The sequence below is a fragment of the Acinetobacter sp. MF4640 genome (assembly GCF_002018895.1).
In the GTDB taxonomy this organism is placed as follows: domain Bacteria; phylum Pseudomonadota; class Gammaproteobacteria; order Pseudomonadales; family Moraxellaceae; genus Acinetobacter; species Acinetobacter johnsonii.
Genome location: NZ_MVOM01000032.1, coordinates 1 through 14,281, shown reverse-complemented (window position 1 = coordinate 14,281; position 14,281 = coordinate 1). Strand labels below are relative to the sequence as shown.

The window sequence follows — 14,281 nt, the reverse complement described above, 5'->3', positions numbered from 1 at the left end:
ATCAATACTCTATAACTTCAAAAGTGACGTTACTCGGCGCAACAAGCGTTGATCGCATTACAATATGATCAAAAGCATATAAACACTCATAGCCGTCTCTAACAGTTTTTAAAATAACGTGAATTGAACGCGCATTAACTTGCATTGCTGATTCAAGTAATGTGAAGCTGTTTGATGCAGTTGCATTGATACTATGTGTAACAAGTTCAACATTATTTGCATCAAGTTCAATTACAGTGAGTAATGTTTGTGTGTTTTCTTCAAGTGATACATCCTGCTCAAAATACCCAATAAAATCCCCACCTGTTTGCTGTAACCGATTTCGATTAGACCAAGTCAGTGTAAAATCGTCTTCAAAGTAAACAGGCCAATACTGATTATTAATTTTCACATTCGCTGGGGGATAAGGTCTGATCGCTCGGGCTTTGATTTCTACTTGCTGTGCATCCACAGCATCCAGACTTAAAATTCCACTTGGTGTGGTGGTCAGGGTTTTTACGTTGATGATCTCGCCAGTGACATATTCAGTCGGATCCACCGTGATAAAATCATCTGCAAAGTACAGTACACTGCCCGCCACGTGATTTTGAGGAATTGTATCTAAAGCACCACGTTTGACAGTGAGTAGCCCAGTTTCATCATCATAGGATTGATACACCATAATCTCTTGATTTATAGTGATCTGCGTACTGAGACTAACCATATCAATATCACCTGCATTTTTTATAATGAAAGAGGTGTTGATCTGCGAAATATTCTGATCCAGCTCAGCTGTTTCGCAGTATGCAATTGCACCTACTCGCTCATAATCATTGCCTGTATCTGTATACATCAAAGCATTTAATGAATTACTTTGTGGGCGCTGGGCAATCACCGCCGCATAGCCCGCATCGGGGTTATAAGCTAGCGCCTCGTCCACAGCTTTCTGCCCATTGAGTTGCACTGCTTCTAAATAGGACAACTCAAAAGCCTTAAACAATGCAGGCAGTGGAGGTTTTGGTGTGGTGTCTACAGGTGTGTCGTTCACAATATTTGAAGAAAGATTACCTGAATAAGGCACAACCTCTACAAAATCAATCGATACATCTGTACCGGTGCCCAAGTTGATCTTCATAATCCGAACTAAAATGGTACCGCTCCAACGTCTTGGCCATTCAAGTCTTAGCAAGTCATACCGATTCCACTTTCGTGCCTGATAAAACCCAGTTGTGAAAGTTCCTCGCCAAACTGGAGTAGATACCTGCTTGAGCTTCCACTGACTTACTATTGCTGCATTACGCTGATGCATGAAATAAGGAAACTTCACGTCATCAGAATTTTCATGTCCATTTAAGTTCCGAATTGCAGCATTCTCGGCAATTGAAAATGAAGAGTTTTTAATCGCACTTTGATTGTAATAACTCACGTTCAACTTATTAATCAGTTCATCTGCAGATGTTGCTCCATCCAGCTGCATACCCTTAATTTTGTTGACAGGCAAAGTATGAATCTCATCATCGTCAAACCAGTCATCACGAAATAAGACCATCTCATATAAACCCGTTTGACGATTCATTCGGACACCTGCTTCAATGTGTCCGCACAATTCATTGATTGCCTCAAGGCATGATTTCTCTGTTACAGACCAAGATATTCCCAGTTTTTCGGTATAAATCACATCTGCGGCTTTTTTGAAATTAACATCGTTGATATCGGACTCAGGCTTATTCATAGCCGTATCATCTGTGAGAATTTCTCGAATTTTATGGATGGGGTTGATGTCAGCGTATTTCCCATTTTCGCCTTTAGCTTTGAATTTAATATACTGCCAATAACCATTGATTGTTCCTGTATAGCCTGGATCGCCTGTTTCAGCTTTTGCCGTAATTGTTGCGCCATTTCTAACTTGAACTGAAAAATTACCAGAAAATGAAGAACGACCTCCGTTTACAGCAGTACCATTGTTGAGATAATAAATTTGTGGTGGGTCAGAAATCTCAAGAGTGTAACGGTTAAACCATTTATAGCTAATCCCTTCTGCACTCGCGCCTACATCATATTCTCCACCTTTTACGATCTCTCCATTTTCACCTCCAGCAACTTCCCCGCCGATAACGGGGCGCATCTCTACAAATGCTTCAAATTCAATATTGACTGTGTGTATTTTGTCTGGTTCATCGTAAATTTCTACAATTGCAACTTTTTCAATATTTGGATAGGCATTTGTTGTGCTTGTTTCCGCCCCAAATTCCCACGTCAAACCGTTAAAATCATAAGCCGCAGAACCTTTCACCCAACCTGCATTAATCTCCGCCTTTTCGTTATACCACTGAGGTCGTCCATCGTTACGAACATGAACCCGCTGTGGCCACAGCAACATCTCTTTCATGTAACCTGAGTTGCCATGATAAAACGATTTATTGTAGTGGTGCCGTTTCGCAATAATTCCTGCAATTTCACCAACAACGCCACCCGAGGAAACCCCTTTGCCCAGTCCACGAAATAACAAATAAGACTGAAATGGATAGCCTGAAACTTTTGGAAAGTCAGCGCTATAAGTGGTATTAGGCAATTGATCTGCGGTGCCTGTATGAATATCGATAAACCCAGCAACACCGCCCTCTTTATCCCCGTATAGATTTGGGCTTTCTACACGCAGAAAGGTTTCATCATTATCGGGTTTAAAAATCCAGCCGCGATTATCAAAGTTAATCCCAATCAACTTTTCAATCGGATTGCCAATAAAGGTCGTGAGTTTGGCGAAGTATCTTTGACCTATTGTTTGACTACTGCTTCCGCCCATTTTTTACATACTCCACAACTTGCTGCGCCATGGCATCATTGGTTTGTTCAACAATTTCGATATCGATGCCGTTTTCAAGAAAGGCTGTCCAATCCCAACCTTGAGATAAAAAAAATGCCCGCGATCCGCGAGCACACATTCCTGCTTTTCGTATATCTGACATGTAAATTCTCACTTGCCACCTTTCTGTTTGATATCCGTCGTTGCATGTCCCCAAATATGGGTGATGTTTCCATACATATGCGGACTACCTGCTATATCTGAGAAAGAAACGCCTTCATCAGCAATGGTGCCGTCTAATTGATTGGCGGTTTGCTGGTTTTTCTTTTGGGCTTTGCGCATGGCGTAGTAGCTATAAGCGGCTGTGACGACCATCAGCGCAAGCATTGCGTAAATCACCCATGGTGCAATAACCATTCGACACCTCGCTTACTTAATTAATTGGGTAAAGATTGGATTGCTGTTGGGGATGAATTGATGCCCGGCATAACGCGCCCAATTGTTAAACTTTTCATCACACATTTTTTTAGATTGGTCGCAACCCGGCACAACTGGAAACACATCGCCCACCGCTAAACCGACATGCTGACGGTACAACGTGAAGCTATTCGCATTACTGGTCGTGATTAAGGTATGTACACCACCTTTCAGCATCAACCCCAAATTCAGCCATTGATCCGGATAAGTCTTGGTTTCCATGATCGGGTCTCCATTTTCAAAAGTAGGACTGCCCTGTTCATCTAAAACAGGATTTCCCTCTTCATCTAATACTGGGACCTGCTCAAACATTGGATTGCCTTCTGCATCTAAAGCCTGAGTGGGCACCACATTGAAAGAAACCTTTAAGCCATCGATCGCAGTCACTTCAACCTCAAATGACCAATCTTCAAACTTGAGCCCACACCAGCGGTCATAGATTGAGTTTGGGCAAGAATACTGAAACTTGCGTGTCAGAATATTACGGTTTAAATACGACTCTCCCGTTTCACACACCAAGGTCACGGTATCTGCATCTTCATCATACTTTGGCTGAGTCACCCGGCCTTTATGCAGGACCAGTTTTTCGCCCTGGTAACGTTCAAGGATGGTAATGGTCACACCACCATAGAAGATCTTGCCTGCAAAGATGGCGGCCAAATCTTCACCCTCAGCATTGAGTAAATGCATTTGTGGGAATATTACTTCGGTATCGCATTTATCAATACTTTCATCTTCAATAGCGGTGCGTTGTAGGCCACGAACTGGTAAATATTCAATACTGTTATGAACCACAGCTTTACGTGCATTGGTAAAGTTCCAAACTTTATCCCCATGCTTGAGTTGAAATAACTCGGCTCTGTTTCTCATGATGATAGTTCCACAATAGGCACGGTCACTTGTGTAATCTGTGCACCTAAAAACTGAAATTCGATTTGATCCGCATCAAGGCGATGCAAACCTAAATAGCAAATGGTTTGGATATCGTTTCTGTGTGCATTGATTGCAGGTGATACCGTTAAAGAGCCACCCGTTTTGGCAGTAATCTCATGCGCGGTCCACATTCCGTTTTTACGCTTTACCGCAATATGCTTACGATCAGCGTCCAGTAAGTACTTGGTATTGGTACTCAGTGAGGTAGTGATATTTGCCGTGTTTAAAATGTTCAAATGCTTTTCATATAAAGGCATCCAAAATGCTTGATAACGGCCCATGCGCCGAAATAGGAATCGGCGGTATTCACTATATTGATCCCATCCTTTTAAAACTGATTTAAACGGTTTTAAGTAGCGTGGTTTCTTCCAATGGGTGAATTGTTGAAAACCTCCCACATCAGCATCCACAATGTTTTGGTGCTGCGTTAATGTCATTTCTAACGAATCGCCATCCAAAAGCAATGGTTTGAAATAGATATCCTCGCCCTGGTACTGTTCTGGTACATCACCACTATGTTCAGGTGAATCTTCTGCCAGTACGCGAAACACCACGGATGAGTTTGACCAAAATCCGCCAGTATTGATTGACGCATCACCATCAATAATACAGATCCGCATCGGCTTGATTGAAGCATTTGATACAGTCACATTCTGGGCTAATCGAAACCCATCCTGATATTCAGTAATCAATTCCTGAATAATTTCATCCGTTTCAGGATCTCGGATTTCTTCCTGAGTAATGATGTATCGACCAATGCTCACAATCTCAGCAGTTTGAGCGCCTTCAGAGCTTTCAAGCAAAATAAAACCGACTCTAAGGTCGGCTTGGTGTGCTGTTGTGTCCATGATAATAAAATCACTGTCTACCATATCTGGAATCAATTGCCTGAACTGGGGCAATGGAACCCCCCACTGCTTGCGTAAATTCGCATAGAGCATATGGAAGATGTCGCCCATCGCTTTCTGCATATTCACGTAATTGAAGCTCAAAACCTGCCTTGGTGCATCCCGCTGGATGTAGCGGTCTTCACTACCATCGAATGATTCATGCACCTCGGTTTTAAACTCCAATCGCTCAGTAGAATCAAGTAGAGGGCAATTTGTTAATACATGCACCTCCCCATATTGGGTTTGTATTTTCATTTTGTCCTCAAATTGCAGGTATAAAAAACCGACCTATTAAGGCTGGTTATTTCTTCGCATATCCAGTTCGTTTCATATGATAAAGGAAAGCCTTTTCCCCATCAGCGCTATAGAGCATATCTTTAGCTTCACTCTCATCTTTGACCATGATTACCCTAAGGCTATTTTCGATAGGCTGAGATTGCTGATGATTTGGCTTATTAGCAAGATAATTAGTTAAATCCTTGTTCTGCTGAGGGTTTAACACTCGCTCACCGCCATCCAATAACCATGTGCCTTCTTTTGGAATGTTATCAATACCATTATGAGCCATACCTGCAATCGTTTGACCTGCAATTAATCCTACTGATGCATAACCAAGTGCACGTATTGCTGTGGCCATAGGTATACCTGCAATCATTCCGCCCTCGGCCATAGCTTTTGTTGCAGCAACTTCTGTATTAATCAATGCTTGAGCAATCGAAATACCCTGATTCACCAAGAACATTGCTTTATAAGCTGCACTTGATTCACCGGATGTTTCTTTAACCATGGCAGCCATATCATTAAATATAGTTCCTGTTCGAGTTAATAAATCCTGCCAAATGCTCATCTGAGCTTCATGTTGGGATTGAACTAATTCTTGCTCTTGTTCCGCATACAATGCAGAAAGTTCTGACTTACTTTGAAGATATGCCTCATAGATGGACTGAAGTTGAGCATACTTTTCAGTTTCACTGATTAGCTCATTTTCAGAAATGGCTTTCTGCGATAACAAAAAGCTATCTGCTAATTGCGAATATCCTGCTTGATGCTCATTACCAAGTTGCCACTGCTGGAACTCCTTTGGGCTTAGTGATGCTTGCGCACTAGCATTAAAGCCAATAGATTGCATTTCTGCTAATGGGTTTGAAATTGACTCATACATTGCTTGTCGAATTTTTTGCAAATCTTTAAGCCGTTGCTTTTCAATATGGGCCGATGCTTCGGTGTATGCCCCAATAGTCAAACTAATATCAAGTTTCAAATCGCGCTGCCGGCGGGCATAACTTTCATTAAGCAACTGCTCTTCAGACTTGGTGTAATCAGAAAAACTGGATAATTTATCAATTTGCGCAGCGTCAGCAATTTGAATATCAATATCAGCACGGCGCTGGTACTCCGCAATCAGTTTTTTAGACTCAGACTCTGGAAAACCAGCTTCCTCAATACTTTTAATATCTTGTGCCAGTTTGGTGTTAATGCGAACTTTCTCTGTAGCTACAGCATTGGTAAGGTCTAATTGTTTAGCAGCTTGCTCTTTTTCACGTCTTTCACGCTCAATTGAGAATTTTTCCTGCTCTTTAAGCCAATCATCAAAAGAATAACCTTCTGTAAATGAAACTCCACTTGCACCACCCATGAAGCCCATTACCTTGCCTGAATATTCGCGAGTCTCTTTAGGCATAGGTTTATCTGGGAAATACCCTTTTTCCCTACCTTTCATACCAGAACCATATTTTAAATAGTTCTGCATGTTTCCTTCGCCCCAGTTGTAAGCTCTGAGCGCATTCTCGATATCACCATCAAACATCTTTAACAAATATTTTAGATAATTTGATGCTCCACGATAACTAGACTCGACACTTTTAATATCAACTTTATAGCGATCTGCTGTTGCAGGCATGAATTGCATTGGCCCACCAGCTCCAGCTCTACTGGTAGCGTTGTTGCTATTAGGAGATTCAACCATGTTTACAGCAGATAATAAGCCTTTAGGTAAATTTTTTGCAGCCTCTAAAGCCTCCGCATTAGCCTTAGCTGCATTAGATGCAACTAAAGCATTCACCTTCATCGCATCGCCCTGTGCTTCAATAAGTTTCTTGTTTCTCTCCTCAATTTTTGCACGCTCTTCAAGAGTTTTATTTAACCCAATCTCAGAGTTATAGCGAGCTAATACCGACTTTCTAACATCCTCACTAAGCATTTTCGATGTTCCGAGAATTCCTTGCGCCTTACGTGCCTCATACAAGTACTCAGCTAGCTTAGGGTCAGCACCTGCTCCAATCATGGCATTCAAAGAAGTGTTTTTTAACATTGCTTCTTTATTGGTACCGAGTAGCTTTTTTATTTCCTCACTTAGTCCTGCTACTTCTGCAGCTTGCTCTTTAGCCTTTTGGGTAGTACTCCCCATGGAGCTTGCTAAAGCATCTTGCGCTGTTTCAGCCTCATTAAACTTGTTCTTTGCCTCAACATACCCACCGACCAATCCACGAACCTTACTGAGCTGAGAGTCAGTTAAAATATTCACATTCTTAACAGCTTCGTAATACTCATTACTGCTGATTCGCCCCTGCGATAGTTCGCTATTTAATTTCGTAAAAGTTGCTATTTTTTCATCAGAAATTGGTAAAGCTTCCATGAAGGAATATAAGTCAGATGATGCTACTCGATATTTAAGCCCCAAATCTTCAACTTGATCCGCTAAAGCCTTTGTTTCATTGTCACGCTGAAGAGTATTTAACTCTCTATATTTAACAACCAAATCAGCAACGGATTTTCCCTGTATATCAATCGAAGCGGTTGCTTTCTCAGCGCCATCTTTCATTAGTAGGTAGCCTGCGGCCACACTAGCCATTGTTATTCCTAGTCCAACAGGCCCTCCTAAAACACCCAATAATCCTGAACCTGCAAACATGGTTGCTTTAGCAGCAGCTGCTTGCTGGTATGCGGCTCGAGCATTAGTCATCATTGCTACAGTTTGCGCATTGGTTACCCCCATAGCTCTAACCATTGCAGCTGTCGCTGCTAAATTTGCTTTGGCAACCTCATAATCAGCCAAGGTTTTTGCACGTGTAGAAGCGATATTGCTGATTTTTGCAACCGTATCTGTAACAAGTCCCTTTGTTACGATTGCTAGAGTTGGAATATAAGAACCTGCAAGGTATGCACCTGCAATCATTGTCACATTGGTTAGCGCATCCATATTATCAATGGTTGCTTGTATTGCAGGCATAGAACCATTGATTAATGTATTTTTAGCACCTTCCCACTGTAAGTTTAAAAGCTGAACGTTTTCTTTAGCCAAAGCAAGATTTGCAATCATCTCATCAGACATCAATGCATTCATGCGCTCCGCAGCATCACCCCATTTTTGAAAACCTTCACCGCCATTTTTAAGAAGCGGAATCAACATAGATGCATCATTAGCAAGTTGCTCCATGTAGGTGACTTGCTCTGCATGGCTTAAATTCGCTTTCTGCAAACCATTGTAATAAGCCTGCAACGCTTCAGGGCCACTTAGATTCTTGAATTGAGCTGCTGTTACTCCAATTTTAGGCGCAATTCTCTCAAAGAAATCCATCATCTCGCCTTCTCTGCGAGATACCTCACCTAAACGATCCAAAACATCTTTATTAATATCGGCGAATTTCTCCATGCTAAATCCTGCCGTTTCAGCACCTTTAGCATAATACTGAAAATCCCGTGTAGAACTATTGGCAAGTTGTGAGAATTTCTTAATTTCATTACCAGCATTAATGGTTTGATTGGTAAATGAAATAACACCACCAGCAGAAATACCTGCAACAGCTACGCCCAATGCTTTTGCTGCAACACTAGCAATACTAAAACTGTCTGCAATATTATTACTTGAGTTCTTTGCATGGCGTTCCGCCTTAGTCATAGGCTCAGTAAAATTGCCAATTTTCGCGACTAAATCAAGGGTTAGTCTACCCAGTGAAGCTGTTGCCATTACTTTTCCTCAGACGTAAAAAAAGCTCGATAAATTCGAGCTTTTTTCTAACACAATGCTTTTAAGATTTATTTCTAATACCCAATAAACAACTTATCAACCCTATCTTCTATTTTCCAATTATTAGGCAAGGAGGAATCTCCATTTGTCAGTAAACTTAAATACTCTTTAGTGGTTTTAAGCTTACATATAGCTTCTTTGGTAAATCCATCATAGCTAACCTCTTGGAATAACTCACAAAATTTGATTGCATTTAAGTAGATATTTCTATCTTTAACCAAGGAGTTTCGAGTAGTTGCATTTCCTTTGATGAACTGTTGATTAAACTCCGCATTAGCTTTTTCTAGAAATCCATCCGAAGCTTCAAGCAGGCAGCTATTATACGCTGCTGAATATTTTGCGTTCTCAGGATCCTTAAGGCAAGTTATCAAAGAATCTCTAACTATTTTTCTGGACTGTAAATAACTATCAGCAAAGGCACTGCCACTTAAAAATATAGTCAAAAATATAAAAATTACTCTCTTCACAACCCTACCCTAAATTTATAATTTAGAACAAGATACTAACTCTACGGGCAAAAAGAAACCTCCCGAAGGAGGCTTATGTTTACTTAATTATAAGTGCTGCCAGCTTATTCCAATCCGGATGTTGATTAATAGTCACATCCAACTCACTTTTCAACTTCTTCACAACCAATGGCGTCCAAGGTCTTCCATCTCTAATTATATAATCAATAACCAGTCGATTAATTTCGTATTGCCAAGCTGAATATGCCTTAGATACATCATCTAAATGATTCAATATTTGAAGGGCTTGCCCAAAATGACATTGACGAATATCACCCATTTGACGTAATCCAAGATCAACCCTTAAGCGATTCATTATGTTTTGATTTGCACCATCTCGGCAATAAAATCTACAACCAATAAAATGGATTTTCCGACTAAGCTCCACATCTTGCTCTTTTGTTAGTTTTGGTGAAACAGGAGTGGGGATTGCATTTACATATCCTAAGGCCTTTTTCTCCATTGCTATAAAGTAACGACGAGCCTCACGACCTTTGGCATTATTCTCTACCATAGATAACTCTTTAGCCATGTCGAGCGTGATGTGGTATTCAACCAGTACTTGTTGACGAGATTTTGAGCTCCCCGAATTTGGTGAGCTCATTTTTTCAACAATTTCAAAATCTAACTTCTGTGCAAATCCATATTTTGAAATACGGCCTTTAATCCAAGTGGTGAAGTCACGACCCACCTGCAAGAATAAATGCAAGTCACGCGCATTAACCGCCAATTGCTTTAAATTCCCTATTACTGTTTCAAAAACCATAACAAGTGGTTGATGATTTAGTTCAAGTTGTTGTGTTAGACTATTTGAAGTCATATTAATTTCCTTTGGTATTGACTACATAAAGCGCATTGGATTTCTCAGGTCTTGGTGCGCTTTTTTGTTGTCTATTGATTTCATGCTTTCGCATTCTCTTTATGGGTCAAGTAAAATTCAACTGCCTTATTAATCAAATAATTCATTGAACGCTCATCCTTTGCCGATTTTTCTTTTAGTTGCTTATGCAACTCAGGTGGAATTCGTACTGCTACCTGTGTATCCAATCGTGCCATAACACCCCCTAAACACTATCACGGTGATAATAGTATCACCGTGTTGGTATAAATTACAACACCGTGATGCTATTATTTTTTTGAATAAACTATTGTGCAATTTTCATGGCGAGAACAGATCAACAATTTCCATTGCGACTTCCATTAGACCTTAAAGAAAAACTTGAGAGTGCTTGCAAGGAAAGTGGTCGCTCCAAAAATGCTGAAGCTGTATATCGTTTAGAGAAAAGCTTTGAACCTGATTTTTTTAGAGTAACTAAATTTAATGACTTAAATGAACCTGCAGCTTCGATTGAAATTGGGGCTATAACAATTGGTTTATTTGAGTCTCAATACAAAGAAATTAAGCTAACTCAACTTGGCCTTAATTATTGGTTATTTAGCTACCACGCTGTCTTGTGTCACCTAAAAGACGAAAGTGCTAGGCAACTTATTGAGCTAGGATGCACAAGCATAACTTTGTAACTTTAGATTTAAAAAAAGCACCCTAAGGTGCCCTCATAAGAGCACTCCTCATATTTGAGGAGTGCTTATTTGTTGAATAAATAATAATACTTAACAGTAAGGAGTTCTAAATGGTTATTGATAGACTTTTGCAAAATAAAATTCTACAGATTGCTTCAAATCATTACCCTCAAGATGCGAGTGATGAAATCACCAAATTATTTGACACCTATGATGCAAATAAGGTTATAGCCAATCTTGAGTATCTAGCTCAACACAGGCTTATTGAAAGTGAGCCATATACAGAATCAGTTGATGGGATATTTAGTTTAAACATCATCCGCATTAATCATAGAGGGTTGGATTTTTTGGCTGATGATGGTGGTTTATCAGCAATATTAAATATTGTTACAGTTAAATTTGAGGCTGAAACCTTAAAAGCCATTTTAGAAAATAAAATCAATCAATCTAACCTAAACCCTGAAGATAAGCAGTCAATGATTGATTCACTTCGAGAGCTTCCTGCCGAGGCCATAAAACACCTGACCACAAAACTACTGGATGAAGGCCTTGAGAACATACCGAATGCGATTTTACTAATTGGAACGTATCTTGGTTTATCTTAGTGAATTCCAAATAACAATTACCGACATCTAGGTATATGTGATCAAACTCACTTTGTAGATTGACATATATTCCTTTTTGGGGTGGATTTACCACTACTGAATTAATATTCATAAACGTACAATCCTATTGAGTTGTTAAAAAGCCAACCTAAGCCAGCTTCCCCAAACCCTTTTCAAACATCTCATCAACACTGTATTCAAGTTCTTCAGGCTCCTTCTCATGTGGCATAAAGGAATACGCATTCACATTTTCAGCCCCCTTAGAAGCTAAATATGCCGCCATAAGATTACCAAATCCCTGCTCAATCCTTCTTCCAAAAAATAAAGGGCCATACTTTTTACGGTAGGCCCTCCACATTGGTAGTTCAGAAATGCTTATGGTATTTTTTGCTTCTTGGATTGTTCTTCCACCGATTCCGTTGAGGACAAGTTCGCACCAGAACTCGTTTTCGTCGAACTCTTCTTCAGTAACTTTCCCGTGAAATTATTAACCTTATTTGCGGCTTCATAAATCGCATTAATAAAGTTGGGATCCGAGGTATAAACGCCCTGAATCGATTCAAAGAAAGGCGTGCCTTTCTCATCTTCACAAATGGAACCAACCAAACGAGATGCCACTAACTGCTTTCCATCAATACCTTTTAATTCAGGATTTTCAGGATCTTTCACAACATCCCATTCAAAAGCCTTGGACACCTCTTGTTGAGCTTCAAATGTTAGACGCTTAATGAAAACTTGCCCTTCAAGTTCAAGAAATTCATCAATTTGAATTTCTTGCTTACCAACAAGCTCTTTAAGCTCATCAATGTTCTGCTCAGTGACAAGAACGGACCACTTAACAACCTGTTCAACAGGCGCTGAGCTTTGAGTTACCTTGCGCAACTTTTTAAGATTTAATGTCTTAGCCATAACCTACCCTTAAGGAATTGTGCGCATTGTTTCGTTAACACTAGAAGTGCGTTTAAGCGGATAGTTGTAACCAACAAACTGCCCTTTTTCGAATGTACGTTCAGGTGTTTTCAAGTAACCTTCAAAAGCCCACCACATACGTTCAGGCGGTAAAGTCACAACACCAGCTGCAACTGTTGGTGCCGCATCTGAATGGCTTGAACCTAAATACCACATGACTTTTTTACGTGGATCAGTTTTGGACAAAGCAAGAATCTTTAAATGTGATTCGTTTTCATCGTCAAAATCTGTACCAAGAGAACCTTCACCCGGTGTCTTTTTACCAGGATCAAAATTATCTTCGGCATCATCAAGGCACGTCACATCAATATCTTCTTCAGTGTCATTCCCAAGTGTTAAGTTTTTTGCACATTGCACGGTAATAACCTCATTACCGTCAACATAGTACAACTGTGATTTTTGAACTTTAATACGCGCCATGAGTAGCTACTCCTCAATTTTTGGCATAAAAAAACCACCTTTCGGTGGTATTGGTTTAAAAATGATTTATTTATTCAAATAGACATGGCTGAATTTGCCGATCCACATTTGCAATAGCGGTTTCAAGAACATCGCGTTGTTTTTTCCATTGAGACAAACCACGACCACACGCACTAGCAATATCTTTCTCGCAGTCCAATTTTGCGCTAAGTGCTTCACGTTTTTGGATTAGAGAAAAATAGTCTGTTTGTAGAAGTGCACGTGCCTCAAAGAATGCTCGAACTAATGCTTTCTTGAACTGGCGCACCTTTGGGCTGTTCCGCATGTAGGTTAAAAGCAAGGTAGCCTGCTGCTCATTTAGGACAGCATACTGTAAAGAGTGCCCATAACCACCTTGGGGAAGTGGTGCACCCATCCGCATTTCAAATGCCAATGGGCCAAACTCATCAAAATCTGACTTATAGCTTCGCACCAACTGGATTATGGACTTATGCTGAATACCCAAACCAAGTGCGATTTGTAAAGTTGTGGTTTTTGGCACACCTTTTTCAACATCAACAATTTTTATAACTTCAATTTTTGCATTCATATATAACTCCTTGAGTTGCTGTAAACCTGTTTATCGAATGCAGTTGGAATAATAAACAGGCGTAAAAAAAGCCTTACATTTCTGTAAGGCTTAATTCTTTCATCACTAAAATCCGTGATTTGTTCAATTTTCCATATTTAACTCTCTACCGATCAAGCCACCAACTACCTGAAAATCCACGAGCAAAAAGCTTTGTATTTGACTCGTAGTGACCGATTCTCTGATCAATCAAACTATGCTCTTGGAGAACATTGCATACAGCAGCTCGAATATCTAAAGCCGTCTTTTGGTTAGGGCTATAGACCATCACCTGATACATCACATCATCCTCATTGGTGATGTTATCTAAAGAGGTATTTGGGGTTCCTGATAAGTCAGTCCAAACCAAATAAGGTAGTGGTGTCTTTTCAGGTGCCACATCTTCATAAATGCGTTCACCCAACATTCCAAATACTTGGGCATCAGCCTTTAAAATTCGATAAATAGGTAATTGCTTCATTCGATCTTGCCCTTTTTGATTGCGGATTCAATCGACTTCATAAACGCCTTGTTAAATTCAGCT

Annotated in this window: 16 protein-coding genes; 2 read left to right on the top strand and 14 right to left on the bottom strand. The window is 40.2% G+C overall.

Going from position 1 to position 14,281, the window contains the following annotated elements; translation table 11 throughout:
* Position 1: 1 nt before the first annotated feature.
* From MF4640_RS11595 to MF4640_RS11555, 9 genes are all read right to left on the bottom strand, one after another.
* Positions 2 to 2,782, bottom strand: coding sequence for a hypothetical protein (locus MF4640_RS11595; RefSeq protein WP_078389668.1), 2,781 nt, complete (start codon positions 2,780 to 2,782; stop codon positions 2 to 4).
* The gene (locus tag MF4640_RS11590) at positions 2,766 to 2,945 is read right to left on the bottom strand and encodes a hypothetical protein (protein ID WP_227518653.1); all 180 of its coding nucleotides are present in this window, start codon (positions 2,943 to 2,945) and stop codon (positions 2,766 to 2,768) included. Before MF4640_RS11590 ends, MF4640_RS11595 begins: the two co-directional genes overlap by 17 nt.
* 8 nt (positions 2,946 to 2,953) lie before the next feature.
* Positions 2,954 to 3,199, bottom strand: a complete 246-nt coding sequence (locus MF4640_RS11585) for a hypothetical protein (RefSeq protein WP_227518652.1) — start codon at positions 3,197 to 3,199, stop codon at positions 2,954 to 2,956.
* Positions 3,200 to 3,211: 12 nt separating this feature from the next.
* Entirely contained in the window at positions 3,212 to 4,129 is a 918-nt protein-coding gene (locus MF4640_RS11580) for a phage BR0599 family protein (protein ID WP_078389666.1), read from the bottom strand.
* Entirely contained in the window at positions 4,126 to 5,337 is a 1,212-nt protein-coding gene (locus MF4640_RS11575) for a hypothetical protein (protein ID WP_078389665.1), read from the bottom strand. Before MF4640_RS11575 ends, MF4640_RS11580 begins: the two co-directional genes overlap by 4 nt.
* A 46-nt stretch (positions 5,338 to 5,383) precedes the next feature.
* The gene (locus MF4640_RS11570; protein WP_078389664.1) at positions 5,384 to 9,049 is read right to left on the bottom strand and encodes a lytic transglycosylase domain-containing protein; all 3,666 of its coding nucleotides are present in this window, start codon (positions 9,047 to 9,049) and stop codon (positions 5,384 to 5,386) included.
* A gap of 74 nt (positions 9,050 to 9,123) precedes the next feature.
* Entirely contained in the window at positions 9,124 to 9,576 is a 453-nt protein-coding gene (locus tag MF4640_RS11565; protein ID WP_078389663.1) for a hypothetical protein, read from the bottom strand.
* Positions 9,577 to 9,655: 79 nt separating this feature from the next.
* Positions 9,656 to 10,435, bottom strand: coding sequence for an antA/AntB antirepressor family protein (locus tag MF4640_RS11560; RefSeq protein WP_193791550.1), 780 nt, complete (start codon positions 10,433 to 10,435; stop codon positions 9,656 to 9,658).
* Between the two features lie 80 nt (positions 10,436 to 10,515).
* Entirely contained in the window at positions 10,516 to 10,671 is a 156-nt protein-coding gene (locus MF4640_RS11555; protein WP_078389662.1) for a toxin-antitoxin system HicB family antitoxin, read from the bottom strand.
* 105 nt (positions 10,672 to 10,776) lie between these two features.
* Between MF4640_RS11555 and MF4640_RS11550 the strand changes: the two genes are divergently transcribed.
* Both MF4640_RS11550 and MF4640_RS11545 read left to right on the top strand, forming a co-directional pair.
* Positions 10,777 to 11,136, top strand: coding sequence for an Arc family DNA-binding protein (locus MF4640_RS11550; RefSeq protein WP_078389661.1), 360 nt, complete (start codon positions 10,777 to 10,779; stop codon positions 11,134 to 11,136).
* 110 nt (positions 11,137 to 11,246) lie between these two features.
* On the top strand, positions 11,247 to 11,741 hold the full coding sequence (locus MF4640_RS11545) for a hypothetical protein (protein WP_078389660.1): 495 nt from the start codon (positions 11,247 to 11,249) through the stop codon (positions 11,739 to 11,741).
* A 148-nt stretch (positions 11,742 to 11,889) separates the two neighbouring features.
* Here MF4640_RS11545 and MF4640_RS19975 read toward each other — a convergent pair whose 3' ends face one another.
* The 5 genes from MF4640_RS19975 to MF4640_RS11520 all read right to left on the bottom strand — a co-directional run bounded on the left by MF4640_RS19975 (position 11,890) and on the right by MF4640_RS11520 (position 14,218).
* Positions 11,890 to 12,024 carry a hypothetical protein gene (locus MF4640_RS19975; protein ID WP_413772696.1) on the bottom strand — a complete coding sequence of 45 codons (135 nt, stop codon included), beginning with the start codon at positions 12,022 to 12,024 and terminating at the stop codon, positions 11,890 to 11,892.
* Between the two features lie 92 nt (positions 12,025 to 12,116).
* Positions 12,117 to 12,650 carry a phage tail assembly chaperone family protein, TAC gene (locus tag MF4640_RS11535; RefSeq protein ID WP_078389658.1) on the bottom strand — a complete coding sequence of 178 codons (534 nt, stop codon included), beginning with the start codon at positions 12,648 to 12,650 and terminating at the stop codon, positions 12,117 to 12,119.
* 9 nt (positions 12,651 to 12,659) lie between these two features.
* On the bottom strand, positions 12,660 to 13,130 hold the full coding sequence (locus tag MF4640_RS11530) for a phage tail tube protein (RefSeq protein ID WP_078389657.1): 471 nt from the start codon (positions 13,128 to 13,130) through the stop codon (positions 12,660 to 12,662).
* A gap of 70 nt (positions 13,131 to 13,200) precedes the next feature.
* Positions 13,201 to 13,719, bottom strand: a complete 519-nt coding sequence (locus tag MF4640_RS11525) for a Rha family transcriptional regulator (RefSeq protein WP_078389656.1) — start codon at positions 13,717 to 13,719, stop codon at positions 13,201 to 13,203.
* A 145-nt stretch (positions 13,720 to 13,864) separates the two neighbouring features.
* On the bottom strand, positions 13,865 to 14,218 hold the full coding sequence (locus MF4640_RS11520; RefSeq protein ID WP_078389655.1) for a DUF3168 domain-containing protein: 354 nt from the start codon (positions 14,216 to 14,218) through the stop codon (positions 13,865 to 13,867).
* Positions 14,219 to 14,281: the final 63 nt, after the last annotated feature.